Consider the following 16,838-nt stretch of genomic DNA (forward strand, 5'->3'; position numbering starts at 1 on the left):
GCCGAACGGCCGTCGCACGCCCCACGTCCGATTCCGGGGAGCGTCGTCTACCACCGGTACCAGCGTGATCCGCCGGATCCGCTGCGGGCCACGAAACCGAGCAGCCACAGCACCAGGACGACCAGAGCCACCCACCAAAGGATCTTGACGGCGAAACCCGCCCCGAAGAGCACCAGGGCGAGGAGCAGAACGAGCAGAAGCGGGACCATGGAAACACCTCCTTGAATCCGGTTGCCCTCGATCCCCTGGGATACGCAGTGCGAATCGCGCGCAGAGGGGGCGCGAGGCGGGTACGGCGTGCGAGGGTGACGGAAGGCCCGACCCCACCACCGGAGGCACGGATGCAGCGGACGTCCCCGCCCGCCCCGGCCGGCCGCGCCGCGCCGTACGCCGGCCGCCCCGACCCCGGACTGCCGGTCCCCGCCTACTGGTCGGAGCGCATCGCCGCGGGCCTGCCGGGGCGTTCGGCCGCGGAACCGCCGGGCGGCGGCGCGGCGGTCCGGGCCGCCGCCGCGGGCTACTGGGACCGCCGCGGGCTGCCGACGGACGCCGCGCAGACCCTCGCCGGGCCGGGCGCGGAACCCCTGCTGCTTGCCCTGCTGGCGGCGGTCGGCGGGGACGTCGTGGTCGCCCGGCCCGGCGCCGCCTGGCACGCACCGCTCGTGCGGCTGCTGGGCCGCCGCCCGGTCGCCGTGCCGACCCCGGCGGGCGGCGGCGGCGCGCCCGATCCCTTCACGCTGCTGGAGGCGGTGCGGCGGGCCCGCGAGGACGGCGCGGAGCCGCGGGTGGTGGTCCTGGCGGCGGCGGACGACCCCAGCGGCACGGTGACCCCGCCGGAGCTGCTGCACGAGGTGTGCGAGGCCGCGGAGGAGGCCGGCCTGCTGGTCGTGTCCGACGAGACGTACGGCGACACCGTGCACCGGCCGCACGAGACAGTGCTGCTCTCCCCGGCCGAGATGCTGCCCGCGCGGACGGTCGTCATCGGCGATCTCGGCGCGGCCCTGGCCCCGCCGGGCTGGCCCGCGGCCGTCGTCCGCTTCCCCGCCACCGAGCAGGGCGCGAGCCTGCGGACCGAGGTCCTGAGGCGGTGCGCCGACCTGCGCGCCCTGCTGCCCGGCGCGGTCGCCGACGCGGCCGCCCACGCCCTGTCGGAGCCTCCCGAGGTCCGCGCGCACCTGACGGCGGCCAACCGCCTCCACACCGCCATGGCCGAGGCGGCATTCGAGGTCATGGCCCGCGCCGGGGTCGTGTCCCGTCCGCCCGAGGCGGGCTTCCAGCTCTACGCGGATTTCAGCCCGCTGCGCTCCGGACTCACCACGGCCGGCGTCACCGACGCCGCCGGCCTGGAGGCACTCCTCACCGAACGCCTCGGGCAGCCCGTCCCCGGCGCTCACCGCTTCGGCGACGACCCGGCCGCCCTCCGCGTCCGCATCGGCACCGGGCCGCTGCACGGCAGCGACGACACCCAGCGCCGTGCCGCCCTGGATTCCCCCGCGCCGCTCGCCCTGCCCCACGTCGCCGCCGCCGTCGACGCCTTCGCGTCCGTCCTGGGGACTCTCGCCACGGCGGCCCGCTGACGCGGGGAGTGCTCAGCGGCCGGCGGACCCCGCCCGGGTACGGGGCGCGGCGCAGGCCCAGGCGCCGCCGGGTGTGCGGTGCGGCGGCCCGCCGCGCCGGGTCGGCCGGGTTCCCCCGCCGCCTTCGGCGTTGTCGATGCTCGGCGGTCTCGTCGTGGTGGTGGCCTCCTGTTGGGCGGGGTGCCGGCGTGGGCCGGGTCGTGGCGCGCCAGGGTCCGCGCCTTCCCGTGCCGCCTGGCGGCGCTGGGCGCGCCCCGTCAGCCCGCGGAGGCGTCGTGCGGGTCCGGTGTGTCGGAGTGTGGGCGCAGGCGGCGCCACAGCTGGGGGGCGGCGGCCACGGCGAAGGTGAGGGCGACGGCGACGGCGACGCCCTGCCAGGGCTCGGGGAAGAGGGAGCCGCCGAGGATGCCGATGAGCTGGTAGGCCCCCGCCCAGGCCAGGCACGCGGGGATGTCGCCGCGGGCGAAGCGGCGCGGGGGCATCTCGGCGAGGAGGCAGGCGAGCATGACGGGGATGCGTCCCGCGGGGATGAGCCGGGACAGGACGAGGACGGCCACCCCGTGCTCGTCCAGCCGGCGCTGGGCGTCGGCCAGGTGCCCGGGGTCGGCGCGGTCCTGGAGCCGCCGCAGCCAGCGCGAACCGTTGCGGGAGTGCACACCGCGGTGGCCGAGCCAGTACAGGGCGATGTCGCCCAGGAAGGCGGCACCGGAGGCGACGACGAAGACCAGCGCCAGTGAGAACGGCGCGGTCTCGTGGAAGGCCACGACTGCCGCGCCGCTGACCAGCGCCCCGGTCGGCACCACGGGCACCAGGGAGCCCAGGACGACGAGCAGGAAGAGCGAGGGGTAGCCCACGGCCTGCCGGGTGGACCCCCCGGAGGTCTGCTGGGCCAGGTGCACCAGGCCGCCTAGTTCGCCCAGTCCGCTGAGGCCGTTCACCGGGCCGCCTCCAGCCGCAGGGTCTCCCCGTGGTCCAGCCGGTGCACCGCCACCCGCGGCGCGACATCACCCGCCAGGCGGGCGAACTCGTCGCCGGGGGAGTGGAATTCGTGGGGGCGTACGGCGTCCATGCCGATCGGCCAGTACGTGCCGTAATGGATCGGCACCGCCACGCGCGGTGCCAGCCGGGCGAGCGCCTCGGCGGCGCGCGCCGGGTTCAGGTGCCCGCTGCCCAGGAACGGGCCCCAGCCGCCGACCGGCAGGAGGGCGGCGTCGCAGGGCCCGACCTCCTCGGCCATGGTGTCGAAGAGCCCGGTGTCCCCGGCGAAGTAGGTGCGCTCCTCGCCCTCCAGCACATAGCCGAGCGCGGGCGAGCGCTCCGGGCCGTAGGGCAGCCGCCGTCCGTCGTGCGCCGCGGGCACCACGCGCACGGTCAGCTCGCCCACCCGCGCCTTGTCGCCGGGGACGACCTCGGTGACGTCCAGCCGCAGGTCGTTCGCGAGCCGCCGCAGCCGTGGCACGGCCGCGGACGCGCCGCGCGGCACCAGGACCCGGGTGCCCCGGGCGAGCCGGGCCAGCGATCCGGTGTGCAGATGGTCCGCGTGCAGGTGTGAGACGAGCGCCACATCCGCCAGCGCCGCGCCGGGCGGCGGGACGGCTCCGCGCCGTCTGCGCAGGTGCGCGAGGCGGGGAACGAGGAGCGGATCGGTCAGCACCCGCACCCCGGAGTCCCGCACGGTCACCGTCGCATGACCCCACCAGGTGATCTCGACCGCCACTCCCGCCTCCTCGCCTCGCCCCGAGCCTATGCTCCGGCGCGCCTGCGATGCGCCGGAGGGGCTGTGTCAGTCTTGGGGGTGTCGAAAGCCGTTCGGACGTGAGGTGAGGTGGGCCGTGGTGCATCGGTGGCGGGCCGCCGGGTACACGGTCGCCCGCGTACTGCTGGTCTGGGCGGTGTCGACGGCGACCATGGCCGCGCTCGCCGGGATCCTGCCGGACTTCCGCATCCAGTCGCCCGGCGGCGACAGCCCGACCCGTATCGCCATCACGGCGGCCGTCGCGGCGGGGGCGTTCGGTCTGCTCAGCGCGCTGGTCTGGCCGGTGCTGGTACGCGCGGTGCTGCTGGTGCCCGCGCTGGTGCTCGGCCTGCTGGTGTTCTTCCTCAACGGCTCCCTGCTGCTGATCGCCTTCCGCTTCACCCCGGAGTGGCAGGGCGACATCAGTCCCGCGACGGCCGTCCTCATCGCCGCCGTGATGTCGGCGGCCTCCTCCGCGACCAGTACGGCGCTCGCGATCCGCGACGACGCGGCGTACGGGCGCCGGCTCGCCCGCCTGGCGGGCCGCCGCCGCAGGCTGCTGGGCACTGACGACGGCGACACGGGCGGGGACCGGGAACCGGGCTTCGTCTTCGTGCAGCTGGACGGGGTCGGGCACGACGTGCTGCGCGAGGCCGTGCGGCCGATGCCCGGCAAGGGCCGGGCGCGGCCGCCCGCGATGGAGACGGTGGCGCGGTGGCTGGACAGCAGTCACCGCCTGGTGCCCTGGATCACGGACTGGAGCAGCCAGACCGGGGCGAGCCAGCTGGCGATCCTGCACGGCTCCGACGAGGACGTGCCGGCCTTCCGCTGGTACGAGAAGGAGACGGGGCAGGTGATGGTCTGCAACCGGCCGTCCTGCGCCGCCGAGCTGGAGCGGCGCGCCGTCGCCCGCACCGGCCGCCCCGGTCTGCTCGCCCCGGACGGCGCCAGCCGCGGCAACCTCTTCAGCGGCGGCGCCGAGCAACTCGCCCTGGTGATGTCGGTCTCGACCCGGCGGCGGCGCTTCTCCGCCGACCGGCTGGCGATGGCGCGCACCCTCGCCGCCTCGGCCGCCCGGGTCTCCCGGAGCCGGGGACGGGACGCCGCCGGTGCCGCGGCACGGACCGCCCGGGTGCGGGCGACCCGCTCGCGCATCGGATACTTCGCGTACTTCTCCGACCCGGCCAACGCCGTGCGCACCGCCGTGTCCTTCCTGGCCGAGGTGGTGCGGGAGATCTGCGAGTCCGGCGCCGCCCGGCTGCGGGGCGACCGCCCGCGGGTGCGGCGCGGCGGGCTCTACCCGTTCCTGCGGGCCTTCGCGACGGTCGTCGAACGCGATGTCGCGGCGGCGGCGGTGGTCGGCGACATGCTCGCCGGGCGCGCCGCCGTCTACGCGGACCTGGTCGCCTACGACGAGGTCGCCCATCACTCCGGTCCCCGCAGCCGGGACGCCATGCGGGTGCTCCGCCGCCTGGACCGGGTCATCGGGATGATCGCGGACGCCTCGCGGTACGCCCCCCGCCCCTACCGGCTGGTACTGCTGTCCGACCACGGGCAGAGCCACGGCGAGACCTTCGAGAGCGCGTACGGCCTGACCCTGAAGGACCTGGTCCGCGCCGGGTGCGGGCTGCCGGTGCGGCGCCGGGCCCGGCGCACGGTGAGCGGTGCCGAGGCGCGGGCCGCCGCGCGCGCCGCGCTGAACCGCCCGGAGTGGGGCCGGCACACCGAGGAGGAGCACGCGACCGCAGGACCGTCCTCGGACCCGGTGGTGCTGGCCTCCGGCAACCTCGGGCTGATCTCCTTCCCGGACCTCCCCGGCCGCGCGGACCGGGCAGGGATCGAGGCCCGTCACCCCGCGCTGCTGCGGACGCTCGCCGAACACCCGGGGATCGGCTTCCTCCTGGTCCAGGACACCGAGCGCGGGCCGCTGGTCCTGGGTCCCGGGGGCGGGGAGCACGAGCTGGAGAGCGGCCGCGTCACCGCCCCCGACCCGCTGGCGCCGTTCGGTCCGCGCGCGGCCGCGGCCGTGCGGCGCGCCGCACGCTTCCCGCACGCGGCGGACATCATGGTCAACTCCGCGTACGACCCGGTGACGCACGCGGTGCACGCCTTCGAGGAGCAGGTCGGCTCGCACGGCGGGCTGGGGGGCGACCAGAGCCGCGCCTTCCTGCTGCACCCCTACGAGCTGGAGGGGCCGGGCCCCGACGAGCGTCTGGTGGGCGCGCGGGCGGTGCACGAACTGTTCAGCGACTGGCTGGGCCGTAAGGGCACCCTGCCGGCGCCGCGCACGGAGACCGCGGTGCGCACGCCGGAACCGGGGAAGGACGCGCAGCGGATCACCGGCTGACCACCGGATTCCGCCCGCTTCGCCCGGTTCGGGCGGTCATACTGCCGGAGTGGAACCCACCTGGCTCGGCGAACCGACCGTGGACGCGCTGCGGGCCGCGCTGCGCGCGGTGGCACCGGATCTCGCCGAGGGCACCATCGTGCCGAGAGGGCTCGAACCGAGCGACGACCCGCAGTGGTGCTCGGCGAGTGCCGTGGTGGACGGCCGGTTCGTCGTGAAGTTCGCCTGGTCCCGCCCGGCCGCGCTGCGGGTCTGCCATCAGGCGCGGATCCTCGACGCCCTCGGGAAGGCGGCCCCCCGGCTGCCGCTGCCCGCCGTGGTGGCGGCCTCCCACGATCCGGCGATGCTGGTCCTGCGCTGGGTGCCGGCGGCACCGTTCTTCGACGTGCGGCACCGGATCGGGCCCGCCGAACGGGACGGTGCCGCGAGGGACCTGGCCGCGGTCCTCGCCGAACTTCACCGTCCGGCGACACTGCGGGCGGTCAGCGAGGCCCTGGGCCCGCTCCCGGAGCCGGCGGCGCCCGCCACGACGGATGTGCTCCGCGCCCGTTTCGGGGCACTGGTCCGGTCCGACCAGCGGGCCCGGGTGCTGTCCTGGTGCGACTGGGCCGACACGGTGCTCGCGGCGCGGGGCCGGACCGTGCTCGTGCACGGCGACTTCCACGGCGACAACCACTTGTGGGACGGGGACGGGGAGGCGCTCCGGCTGCGCCTGCTCATCGACCTGGAGACCGTGGGCGTCGGCGAGCCCGAGTTCGACCTGCGCTGCCTCCCGGCGGACTGCGGCGTCGAACTGTTCGCCGCGACCGTGGCGCACTACGAGGAGGCGGCCGGCACGTCGTTGGACGTCGACCGGCTGATGGCCTGGCATCTGCGCACCGTCCTCGGCGACGCGCTGTGGCGGGCCGAGGCCGGGGTCCCGCTGCCGGACAGGCGAACGCCGGTGCAGTGGGTCGACGACCTGGCCGCCAGGTTCGCCGCGCTCGGGACCTTCGACGAGGCCGGCGGTGCCTCCCGCCCGGCGTGAAGCGGCCGGCGCGGTGGGGACATCAGTCCGCCCGTGATCTCTTTGGGGTTCTCCTGGCGGGCCGTTCGCGGGCGCCGACGACGCCGCTGCCCGCCGGGGCGCCGTGTTCCCGCGGGACCAGGGCGGGACGCGCCGCGCGAACGGGTGATTGACCCGGCGGCCTCCGTGCTGGACGCTTGCCCGCGGTTGATCGGTACCGCGCTCGGCGCGGAGCCCGCGGAGGGGCGGCATGACGTACTACGAGGACCTGAGTTCGTACGCTTATTTCACAGAAACGATTCCGCCCGAGGTCTCCGCGCGCGCCGTCGGATGGCTCGACCCGGCCCACCCCTTTCCACGTGCCGAGCCCGACGAGGGCTTCGCCGACCGGCTGTTCGCGCTCTGCCGTGACCACCGCTTCGCCATCACCCGCGGCTGGCACGGCTGCGGGCTGTGCCGCCGCCGCTTCTTCGGGGGCGGGCGGCGGCCGCAGCCCGTCACCGTCACCCGGGGACGCGAGCGCATCCTCGTCGGCCACGGCGAGGTCCGGGTCCTGACCGGCGCGGACACCTGGCTCATCGCCCCGGACATGGTCGCCCACTACGTCCTGACCCACCACTACGCGCCGCCCGAGTCCTTCGTGGAGGCCGTGATGGCGGGCCGGGTCGTGGCGAACTCGCTGTAGCGGCTGCGCGCGCGGCGGCTCAGAGCCAGCCGTTGCGCCGGAAGGCCCGGTACAGCAGTCCCGCGCCGGCCGCCATCACCCCCACGGCCAGCGGGTAGCCGAAGGACCAGCCGAGCTCGGGCATGTGCGCGAAGTTCATGCCGTACACCCCGGCCACCATGGTCGGTACGGCCAGGATCGCCGCCCACGCCGAGATCCGGCGCATGTCGTCGTTCTGCCAGGTGCCGACCCGGGCGAGATGGGCGCCGAGCACCGAGTTCATCAGCTCGTCCAGGGAGCGGAGCTCGGTGTCGACACGGCGCAGATGGTCGTCCACGTCGCGGAAGTACGGCTTCGCCTCCCGCGGCCACCCCGCGAGCGGCCCGGCGAAGGACTGGACCACTTCGACGAGCGGCTGCACCGCGTCGCGGAACTCCAGCACCTCCCGCTTGAGGGAGTAGATCTCCCCGGCGATGTCCTCGCGCGCGGTGGAGAAGACCCTGCGTTCCAGGCTGCTGAGGCTGTCGCGCATCTTCTCCGCGGCGTCCCCGTAGCCGTCCACCACGACGTCGAGCAGCGCGTGCAGCACCGCGGGCGGGCCGAAGCGCAGCGTCGTGGTGTCCTCCCGGAGCCGCCGGGCGGCCTCGGCGGCGGGGTCGGCCGAGCCGTGGCGCACCGTCAGGACGAAGCGCGGGCCGATGAACAGCATCATCTCGCCGGTCTCGACCGCCACGTCGTCCGGCAGGTACCACAGCGTCTTGAGCGCCACCGCCAGCACGTCGCCGTACCGCTCCTGCTTGGGACGCTGGTGCGCCTGGACGGCGTCCTCGGCCGCCAGGGCGTGCAGCCCCAGGGGTTCGGCGAGCCGCGCCACGACGTGCTCCGCGGGGTCGACCAGGTGCACCCAGCCGAACTCCCCCTCGCCCAGATCCGCCAGGCGCTTCAGCGCCGCCTCGCACACCTCGTCCGGCGCGTCCGGGCCGCCGCACTCCTCGCACTCCACCCGCTCGGCTCTGCCCGAACGCTCCTGGTACACCACGCACTCCATCACCCACGCCTGCTTCGGCCCGGCGTCTTCATGCCCCGGCCAAGGTCAAAAGAGCGTCAGGGACTGATGGCCAGCACCACATAGGCCGCCAGCAGCGACAGGTGCAGCCCGCCCTGCAGGGGCGTGGCCCGGCCCGGGACCACCGTCAGCGTCCCCACGGCGACCGTGATCGCCAGCAGCACCATGTGCGTGGCACCGAGCCCCAGGATCAGGGGACCGGGCATCCAGAACGAGGCCACCGCCACCGCCGGGATGGTCAGCCCGATGCTCGCCATCGCGGAGCCGAGCGCGAGGTTGAGGCTGGTCTGCACCCGGTCCCGGGCGGCGGCGCGCACCGCGGCGATCGTCTCCGGCAGCAGCACCAGCAACGCGATGACCACGCCCACGAAGGAGGAGGGCAGTCCGGCGACCGCCACGCCGCGCTCGATCGTCGGGGCCTCCACCTTGGCCAGGCCCACCACCGCGATCAGCGCGACGCCCAGCAGCGCCAGGCTGAACAGCGCGGCCCGGGTGGTCGGCGGCTCGGAGTGCTCGTCGTCCGTGATGACCCGGCCGGTCGAGGTCACCGGCAGGAAGTAGTCGCGGTGGCGCACCGTCTGGGTGGCCACGAACAGCCCGTACAGCACCAGCGAGGCGAGCGCGGCGAAGGCGAGCTGGGTCGTGGAGAACCGCGGTCCGGGCGCGCTGGTGGTGAAGGTCGGCAGGACGAGGCTGAGCGTCGCCAGGGTCGCCACGGATCCCAGGGCGGCCCCGGTCCCCTCCGGATGGAAGACCGCCACCCGGCGGCGCAGCGCCCCCACGAGCAGGCAGAGACCGAGGATGCCGTTGCAGGTGATCATCACCGCCGCGAAGACGGTGTCCCGGGCGAGCCCCGCGCTCTTCGGGCCGCCGTCCGCCGTCAGCGTGAGGATCAGCGCCACCTCGATGACCGTCACCGACACCGCGAGCACCAGCGAGCCGAACGGCTCGCCCACCCGGTGTGCCACCACCTCCGCGTGGTGCACGGCCGCGAGCACCGCCACCGCCAGGAAGAGGGCCACCACGACGACCACCGCCACCGGCAGCGACCGGCCCCAGGTGAGAGCCAGCACCACGACCGAGAGCACCGGTACGACGACCGTCCAGCGCAGGACGGCCACACGGGGACGGGCGATCATGGGCCGAGTCTGACACCTCGTCAGGGCGGGCGCGACGCGGACGCGGCCGGAAACCCCCGCGCCCGGTCGGGGCTACAGCGTCTGCTCGGCCCAGATGGTCTTGCCGGTCGCCGCCTGCCGCGTCCCCCACGCCTGCGTCAGCTGCGCGACCAGCAGCAGGCCGCGGCCGCCCTCGTCGTCCGAGCGGGCCCTGCGCAGATGCGGGGCGGTGTTGCTGCCGTCGGAGACCTCGCAGATGAGGCAGCGGTCGCGGATGATCCGCAGCTGGACCGGCGGCGACCCGTGCCGGATGGCGTTGGTGACCAGCTCGCTCACCACGAGCTCGGTGACGTGCACCGCCTCCTCCATGCCCCAGCCGCGCAGCAGTTCCGCCGTGGCCTGCCGGGTCTCGGCCACGCGCGCGGGGTCGGAGGGCACGTCCCAGACGGCGACCTGGGCGGTGTTCAGCGCCCGGGTACGGGCCAGCAGCAGCGCCACGTCGTCGACCGGCCGGTCCGGCGGGAGCGACTTCAGGATCGTGTCGCAGGCCGACTCGATGGTGGGGGCGGGAGCCGCGAGCGCACCGCGCAGCCGTGCCAGGCCCGCGTCCAGGTCGAAGTCGCGGCTCTCGATCAGGCCGTCGGTGTAGAGGGCGAGGACGCTGCCCTCGGGCAGCTCCCGTTCCGTCGCCTCGAAGGGCAGCCCGCCGACGCCCAGCGGAGGGCCCGCGGAGACCGGGACCACGTCCACCGTCCCGTCGGGCAGCCGCAGCACGGGCGACGGGTGCCCGGCGCTGGCCAGCGAGCACCGCCGGGAGATGGGGTCGTACACCGCGTACAGGCAGGTCGCGCCGACCTCGGTGGTGGTCCCCTGGCCGCTTTCCTCGGGGAGTTCGTCCCCCGAGTTCAAATGGACCACGAGGTCGTCGAGGTGGGTGAGCAGCTCGTCGGGCGGCAGGTCCACGTCCGCCAGGGTCCGCACCGCGGTGCGGAGCCGGCCCATGGTGGCGGAGGCGTGGATGCCGTGGCCGACCACGTCGCCGACGACCAGCGCGACCCGGGTGCCGGACAGCGGGATGACGTCGAACCAGTCGCCCCCCACCCCCGCCTGGGAGCCGGCCGGCAGATAGCGGGACGCGACCTCCACCGCGGGCTGGTCGCCGAGCCGCTGCGGCAGCAGGCTGCGTTGCAGAGCCAGGGCCGTGCCGTGCTCGCGGGTGAAGCGGCGGGCGTTGTCGACGCAGACCGCGGCCCGCCCGGCCAGCTCCTCGGCGAGTGTCATGTCGTCGTCGATGAAGCCCTCGGGCCGGGTGCCGCGGGCGAAGATCGCCACGCCCAGCGTGATCCCGCGGGCCATCAGGGGCACCGCCATCACGGTGTGAAGGCCGTGCTGGCGCACCTTGGCGTCGCGCAGCGCGTTCTGCGCCACCCACAGGGAGAAGTCGACGTTCCCCACCTGGCTGAGTACCGCGCGGCCCTCGGCCAGACAGCGCGCCGGCGGGGAGAACTCGGGATAGGTGTCCACCTCGCCCAGCTCCACGGCGGCGAACGGCGTCCCGTCGGTCCGCGCGCGGTGCGCCACCCGGCGCAGCACCACCGCCGTGTCGACGGGGCCCGGCGGCGGCTCCTCTCCGTGCAGCACGGAGTCCAGCAGGTCCACGCTCACGAAGTCGGCCAGCCGCGGCACGGCCAGCCCCGCCAGCTCGTCGGCGGTGCGGACCACGTCCAAGGTGGTGCCGATGGCGGCGCCCGCCTCGTTGAGCAGCGCCAGCCGCTGCCGCGCCCAGAACTGGGCGGTGCTGTCGAACGCCGCGACCGCCACCCCCCGGACCCGCCCCCGGGGATCCCGGACCGGCCACATGTCGGTGTTCCAGGCGTAGTCGCGCCGCGAGGCCGGGTCGCGCGAGTAGCACTCGTAGTGCATGGCCCGCCCCGTCTCGGCGACCTGGCGCAGGTGGTCGCCGTAGCCGCGCCGGCTCTCCTCTTCCGGGACGATCTCCTGGTACGGGGTGCCGCGCAGCGTGTCCTCGGGAACGTCCCCCATGGCCCCCAGCGCGAGCCGGTTGAGCCGCCGGTGCCGCAGGCCGCTGTCGTACAGGGACATGGACACCGAGGCCTGCTCGAACGCCCACCGCACCAGGGCGTCGTCTGCCGCCTCCGGGGCGGCGGTGATCACACAGCCGCACGGCTCGGCGTCGCCGTCGAGGGCCGGGCTGACCCGGAGCTCCAGATCCAGCGGGTGTCCGTCCCGGTGGCGCACGGTCGCCGGGCCGTGCCACTCACGGTCGAGCGCCGGCGGCTCCGGGCCGAAGATCTCCGCCGCCGGCCGGCCCACGGCCTCGGCGGACGAGTGGCCGAGCAGCAGGCGGGCCCCCTCGCTCCAGGCGGTGACCGTCCCCCGCGCACCGACCACCACCACGGCCGTGCCGGCCGGGCCCCCGGGGCCGCCGCTTTCGTTCATCGTCGTCGATCACACACCCGTCGAAGTGTCCCAACTCCAGAGTGCGCGCTCCGCCGGGGGCCATCAAATCGGTCGGCGCCGGGGGACCGGGGCCAGTCCGGTGTCGGTGTCGGCACCGATACTGCTGCCATGCGCGCCAGCCGGCTGGTCTCCCTCCTCCTGCTCCTCCAGGCACGAGGCCGGCTCACCGCCCGGCAGTTGGCCGACGAACTGGAGGTGTCCGTCCGCACGATCTACCGCGACGTGGAGTCGCTGCACGAGGCGGGCATACCCCTGTACGGCGACGCCGGACCCGAGGGCGGCTACCGGCTGCTCGACGGCTACCGCACCCGGCTCACGGGGCTGACCGCGCAGGAGACGCAGGCGTGGTTCCTCGCCGCGCTGCCCGACCCCGCCGCGCAGCTCGGGCTCGGCGAGGCCGCGGCGACGGCCCGGCTGAAGTTCAGCGCCGCCCTGCCGCCGGCGCTGCGGGAGTCCGCGGAGCGGATACGCGAGCGCTTCCACCTCGACGCCCCGGGCTGGTACAGCCCCGGCGAGGAGACCCCGCATCTGCCCGCCGTCGCCGACGCGGTCTGGAACCGGCGGGCGGTGCGGGTGCGCTACCGCCGCTGGCGCGAGCCCGCCGAGACCGAGCGCCGCCTGGAGCCGTACGGCCTGGTCCTCAAGGCCGGCCGCTGGTACGTCGTCGCCCGCGGCGACGGTGGCCTGCGCACCTACCGCGTCGACCAGATCCTGGCCGTCGACGCCCTCGCCGAGGGCTTCGAACCCGAGGCCGGCTTCGACCTGGCGGCGTACTGGCGTTCCTACCTCGCCGACTTCCACGCCCGGCTCCACCAGGGCGAGGCGCTGATCCGGCTCTCCCCGCGCGGTGCGGAGCGCCTGCCCTCGCTGCTGTCGCACGCCGTCGTGCGGGCGGTCGCCGAACGCGGCGAGCCCGACGGCGACGGCTGGGTCCGCGCCCGCGTCCCGATCGAATCCCTCGGCCACGCCCACAGCGAGTTCCTCCGGCTCGGCCCCGACCTCGAAGTCCTCGAACCCCTCCCGCTGCGCGAACTGCTCGTCGGCTCGGCGCGCGGCCTGGCCGCGCTGTACGGGGCCGGCTGAGCCGGCTGCGACCGGCCGTTCGGGCGGGGTGTCGGTCTGCGGGGGTGGCCGGGAGGGTCTTGGGGGTGCCGGTCCGCGGAGGCGGAGGCTGCGGGGGCAGGCGGGCCCTCAGTCGCCGGCGACGCCGGAGGCGCGGCCCACGCGGTGTTTCTCGGCCGTGGTCGGCCGGGACGGGCGCCGCGCCTGGCCGTTTGAGGGGGGTGTCGGTCCGCGAGGTCGGCGGTGGGGGTGGTCGGAAGGGTCTTGGGGGCGGGCCGCGCGGAGCCACGCCGCGGAAGCGAGCGAGACGAGGGCGCTGACGGCGGCGACGGCCGCGAAGCCCGCGGCGGTGGCCGGCATGCCGGCGATGGTCGCGGCGGGACCCCAGTCGCTGGCGACGTCGGAGGCGCGGCCCACGCGGTGTTCCCCGACCGTGGTCGGCCGGGGCGGGCGCCGCGCCTGGCCGTTCAGGCCGGGTGGCGGTCCGCGAGGTCGGGCGTGGGGGTGGTCGGGAGGGGCTTGGGGGAGTGCGGGGATCGGCGGGCCGCGCGGAGCCAGGTCGCGGAGGCGAGGGCGGCGAGGGCGCTGACGACGGCGACGGCAGCGAAGCCCGCCGCGGTGCCGGCGCGGGCCGTGACCGTGGCGGTGGCGAGCATGACGGCGACGGTCGCGGCGAGTCCCCAGCCGTTGGCGGCGCCGAAGGCGCGGCCCACGCGGTGCTCCTCGACCGAGGCCATGAGCAGGGTGCGGGAGGCGATGCGGGCCTGTCCGAAGAGGAACGCGCCGAGCGGGACGAGCAGGAGCAGCCCTGTCACGCCGAACCGCGGCTGGATCGCGAACAGGACGTTGCAGAACAGGAAGCCGGCCAGGGCGAGCCGCAGATCGCCGAGGCGCGCGCCGGTGACCCGGTAGGCCGCCGCCGCGAGCAGGAAGCCGGCGCCGCCGAGCGCGTCGATCACGCCGACGACGGCCGGGCCCCGGTGCAGATCGGCGATGACGAGGACCGGCATGAGCGCGTTGAAGACGGTGACGACCACGCTGCCCTGTGCATACAGCATGATCACCGGACCCAGCGGCGACCGGGCGGGCGCCGCCGGGGACGGGGCACCGGTCGCGGCCTGCGGGGCGACGACCCGCCGCCGGCTGCGCCCGGTCGCCAGTACGAGCACCGCGGAGCCCGCGAAGGTGAGCCCGTTGAACACGCACAGCGGGGTGGCCCCGAAGAACTGCAGGGCGACGCCGCCGACCGTCGCCGACAGCAGCATCCCGCTCTGCAGGGCCATCTCGTAGTGCGCGTTGAACCGGCGCAACTCCCTCGCGGGCACCCGTTCCTTGACGAGTGCGGCGCTGACCGGCACGAACAGGGCCGCGATCACCGCGAGGACGAAGTTGCTGCCGTAGACGACCGCGTTCCGCGGGCCGCCCATCGCCAGCCCCAGCGGCATCGCGAGCGCGGCGAGGGCGCTGAGGGCGTCGCAGGTCACCCAGAGCGTCCGCCGGTCGAAGCGGTCGGCCAGCCGACCGAACAGCGGGGAGAGCACCGCCTGCGGCACGGCGACGGCGATGAAGAGCCATCCCACGTCCAGCACCGACCCCTGGGCCCGCACGATGAGCAGCGCGGCGGCGATCAACTGGATGTTGTTGCCGAGCGACGTGATGAAGACGGCGGGCAGCAGCAGGGCGTGCGTACGGTGGGTGGTCACACCCATTGATGGTGCGGACGGTCACTGACATCTTCTGTCAGCGAGGGCCGGGCGCGCCGCGTATCCTCGGCCGAGTGCCCCGCCGTTCGAAGAAACCGCGCCGGCTGGTCGCCGACGGGCGCGAGTACCTGTGGACGATGCGCCACAGCCACCGGAGCGATCACGACGGCCGTTCCGTGGACTGCCGCCAGATCCTCACGCTGTTCCCGCAGCCGGCCGGCACCGGCGGCCCGCTGCGCATCGTCTTCGCCAAAGGCCCCGACCGGTACGTCCCGGGCGGGGCACCCCTCGGCTCCGGAGACGTGGGCTTCCTCCGGGGTGCCGATCTGAACCTGCACGAACCGGGCGCGGTCCGGGCGCTGCTCGACGTGGCACTGGCCCGGGGGTGGCACCCGGGCGAGCGGAGGGCGATCGAGGCCGACGGCTGGTCCCTGCTGGAGGTGGCCGCTGCTGCGCGAGCGGGAGACGCCGGCGCCGAGGGTCCCTAGGGGTGCTCCTGCTCGACTGTCTTCCCTGCCTGCCGGGCCCTCGGGCCGGTTCGCCGCGCTGCGGGTCAGGCTTCGTTGGCGCGTGCCACGGCGAAGCCCTCCACCTTCGCCTCGGCCGCGTCCCACGCCGCCCGGTCGCCGTCCGGTTCGTGGCGGCGCAGCGGCTGGGTGGCGGCGACGAGGGCGCGCATGGCGGGGAGGCCGTCGCCGACGAGGCCGTGGGCGCGGGCCTGGACGAGGATGTTGCCCAGGGCCGTGGCCTCGGCGGGCCCGGCGACGACCGGCAGGCCCGTGGCGTCGGCGGTGAGCCGGCACAACATCTCGTTGCGGGAGCCGCCGCCGACCATGTGGACGTGGGTGATCTCGCGGTCGGCGAGCGCGGCCGCCTGGCGCAGCGTGCGGCGGTGGGCGAGGGCGAGGCTCTCCAGGATGCAGCGGACCACGGCGCCGGGGCTCTCGGGCGGCCGCTGGCCGGTGCGGAGGCAGAAGTCCCTGATACGGGCGGGCATGTCGCCGGGCGGCAGGAAGGCGGGGTCGTCGGGGTCGAGGAGGGCGGCGAACGGCCGTGCGCTGGCGGCCTGTTGGAGCAGCGCGTCCAGGGACGGAGCCTCGGCCCACTGCCGGGCCCAGGTGCGCCGGCACTCCTCCAGCAGCCACATGCCCATGATGTTGCGCAGGTAGCGGATCGTGCCGTCCACCCCGCGCTCGTTGGTGAAGTTGGCGGCGCGGGAGGCCTCGCTGAGCACGGGCGCGTCCAGTTCCAGACCGGCCAGCGACCACGTGCCGCAGGAGATGTACGCGAAGCCGGGCTCCGTGGCCGGGACGGCGGCCACCGCGGACGCGGTGTCGTGCGAGGCGACGGTGACCACCGAGGTCGCCTCCGGCAGCCCCGTGGCGGCGGCGACGTGCGGGAGCAGGGTGCCCGCGGGGTCGCCCGGCGCGCGCAGCGGCGGCAGCAGCCCGGGCGCGAGGCCGATCCGCCCGGCGAGCTCCGCCGACCAGGTGCCGGTGCGGGCGTCGAACAGGCCGGTGGTGGAGGCGTTGGTCTCCTCGGCGCCGATCGTGCCGGTCAGCCAGTGGGTCAGCAGGTCGGGAACGAGCAACAGGGTCCGCGCGGCGGCCAGTTGCGCGGTGCCCGAGGCGGCGGCGAGCTGGTAGACGGTGTTGAAGGGCAGGTGCTGCAGCCCGGTCAGCCGGTACAGCCGCTCTGCGCCGATCGACTCCCGGACGCGTTCGGCGACGGTGCCGGTACGGCTGTCGCGGTAGTGGAACGGGTTGCCCAGCAGGGCGCCGTCCGAGTCGAGTAGGCCGTAGTCGACGGCCCAGGTGTCGATGCCTACCGACGTGACGCCGTCCGACTGCTCGCCGGCCCGCCGCAGACCGTCCAGCGCGCCCTGGAAGAGGGCGAGCGCGTCCCAGTGCAGTCCGCCGGGCAGGCGCACCGGCGTGTTGGCGAACCGGTGCACCTCGGTGAGGGAGAGGCCGTCCCGCGCCACCCGGCCGAGGATGACGCGGCCGCTGGTGGCGCCGAGGTCGATGGCGGCGAATGGCACGTGGAGGTCCTCGGGGTGTTCGGTGGGGGGGTGGGGGG

Annotated in this window: 15 protein-coding genes; 6 read left to right on the plus strand and 9 right to left on the minus strand. The window is 75.4% G+C overall.

What is annotated here, in order from left to right; translation table 11 throughout:
• Positions 1-47 precede the first annotated feature (47 nt).
• Entirely contained in the window at positions 48-209 is a 162-nt protein-coding gene (locus tag ACFWVC_RS32810; protein ID WP_018560968.1) for a hypothetical protein, read from the minus strand.
• Between the two features lie 132 nt (positions 210-341).
• On the opposite strand from ACFWVC_RS32810, the gene ACFWVC_RS32815 reads away from it, so the two are divergent.
• Positions 342-1,577: an aminotransferase class I/II-fold pyridoxal phosphate-dependent enzyme gene (locus ACFWVC_RS32815; protein ID WP_384296138.1), complete on the plus strand. Its 1,236-nt coding sequence runs from the start codon at positions 342-344 to the stop codon at positions 1,575-1,577.
• 257 nt (positions 1,578-1,834) lie between these two features.
• On the opposite strand, the gene ACFWVC_RS32820 is transcribed toward ACFWVC_RS32815, so the two are convergent.
• Positions 1,835-2,479 carry a DedA family protein gene (locus ACFWVC_RS32820; protein WP_384296229.1) on the minus strand — a complete coding sequence of 215 codons (645 nt, stop codon included), beginning with the start codon at positions 2,477-2,479 and terminating at the stop codon, positions 1,835-1,837.
• 32 nt (positions 2,480-2,511) lie between these two features.
• Positions 2,512-3,294 (minus strand): MBL fold metallo-hydrolase, encoded by a 783-nt coding sequence (locus tag ACFWVC_RS32825; RefSeq protein WP_384296140.1) that lies wholly within the window; start codon positions 3,292-3,294, stop codon positions 2,512-2,514.
• A 118-nt stretch (positions 3,295-3,412) separates the two neighbouring features.
• Between ACFWVC_RS32825 and ACFWVC_RS32830 the strand changes: the two genes are divergently transcribed.
• From ACFWVC_RS32830 to ACFWVC_RS32840, 3 genes are all read left to right on the plus strand, one after another.
• A complete protein-coding gene (locus tag ACFWVC_RS32830; RefSeq protein ID WP_384296233.1) occupies positions 3,413-5,659 on the plus strand; it encodes a phage holin family protein in 2,247 nt (748 codons plus the stop codon).
• 49 nt (positions 5,660-5,708) lie between these two features.
• Complete coding sequence (locus ACFWVC_RS32835) at positions 5,709-6,686, plus strand: phosphotransferase family protein (protein ID WP_384296142.1); 978 nt, start codon at positions 5,709-5,711, stop codon at positions 6,684-6,686.
• A 229-nt stretch (positions 6,687-6,915) separates the two neighbouring features.
• Positions 6,916-7,350: a hypothetical protein gene (locus tag ACFWVC_RS32840; RefSeq protein ID WP_384296144.1), complete on the plus strand. Its 435-nt coding sequence runs from the start codon at positions 6,916-6,918 to the stop codon at positions 7,348-7,350.
• Between the two features lie 19 nt (positions 7,351-7,369).
• Here ACFWVC_RS32840 and ACFWVC_RS32845 read toward each other — a convergent pair whose 3' ends face one another.
• The 3 genes from ACFWVC_RS32845 to ACFWVC_RS32855 form a co-directional block, all read right to left on the minus strand.
• Complete coding sequence (locus ACFWVC_RS32845; protein ID WP_384296146.1) at positions 7,370-8,365, minus strand: magnesium and cobalt transport protein CorA; 996 nt, start codon at positions 8,363-8,365, stop codon at positions 7,370-7,372.
• Between the two features lie 68 nt (positions 8,366-8,433).
• Positions 8,434-9,534: a calcium:proton antiporter gene (locus ACFWVC_RS32850; RefSeq protein ID WP_384296148.1), complete on the minus strand. Its 1,101-nt coding sequence runs from the start codon at positions 9,532-9,534 to the stop codon at positions 8,434-8,436.
• A 72-nt stretch (positions 9,535-9,606) separates the two neighbouring features.
• Positions 9,607-11,973, minus strand: a complete 2,367-nt coding sequence (locus ACFWVC_RS32855) for a SpoIIE family protein phosphatase (protein WP_384296150.1) — start codon at positions 11,971-11,973, stop codon at positions 9,607-9,609.
• A 129-nt stretch (positions 11,974-12,102) separates the two neighbouring features.
• Between ACFWVC_RS32855 and ACFWVC_RS32860 the strand changes: the two genes are divergently transcribed.
• On the plus strand, positions 12,103-13,077 hold the full coding sequence (locus ACFWVC_RS32860) for a helix-turn-helix transcriptional regulator (RefSeq protein ID WP_384296153.1): 975 nt from the start codon (positions 12,103-12,105) through the stop codon (positions 13,075-13,077).
• A gap of 108 nt (positions 13,078-13,185) precedes the next feature.
• On the opposite strand, the gene ACFWVC_RS32865 is transcribed toward ACFWVC_RS32860, so the two are convergent.
• Both ACFWVC_RS32865 and ACFWVC_RS32870 read right to left on the minus strand, forming a co-directional pair.
• Positions 13,186-13,473: a hypothetical protein gene (locus ACFWVC_RS32865; RefSeq protein WP_384296156.1), complete on the minus strand. Its 288-nt coding sequence runs from the start codon at positions 13,471-13,473 to the stop codon at positions 13,186-13,188.
• A gap of 50 nt (positions 13,474-13,523) precedes the next feature.
• Positions 13,524-14,759, minus strand: a complete 1,236-nt coding sequence (locus ACFWVC_RS32870) for an MFS transporter (RefSeq protein WP_384296160.1) — start codon at positions 14,757-14,759, stop codon at positions 13,524-13,526.
• A 74-nt stretch (positions 14,760-14,833) separates the two neighbouring features.
• Between ACFWVC_RS32870 and ACFWVC_RS32875 the strand changes: the two genes are divergently transcribed.
• Entirely contained in the window at positions 14,834-15,247 is a 414-nt protein-coding gene (locus tag ACFWVC_RS32875; RefSeq protein WP_384296164.1) for a hypothetical protein, read from the plus strand.
• Positions 15,248-15,312: 65 nt separating this feature from the next.
• Here ACFWVC_RS32875 and ACFWVC_RS32880 read toward each other — a convergent pair whose 3' ends face one another.
• Positions 15,313-16,800: a rhamnulokinase family protein gene (locus ACFWVC_RS32880; RefSeq protein WP_384296235.1), complete on the minus strand. Its 1,488-nt coding sequence runs from the start codon at positions 16,798-16,800 to the stop codon at positions 15,313-15,315.
• Positions 16,801-16,838: the final 38 nt, after the last annotated feature.

Origin of the sequence: Streptomyces sp. NPDC058691 (genome assembly GCF_042714775.1) — a bacterium.
In the GTDB taxonomy this organism is placed as follows: domain Bacteria; phylum Actinomycetota; class Actinomycetes; order Streptomycetales; family Streptomycetaceae; genus Actinacidiphila.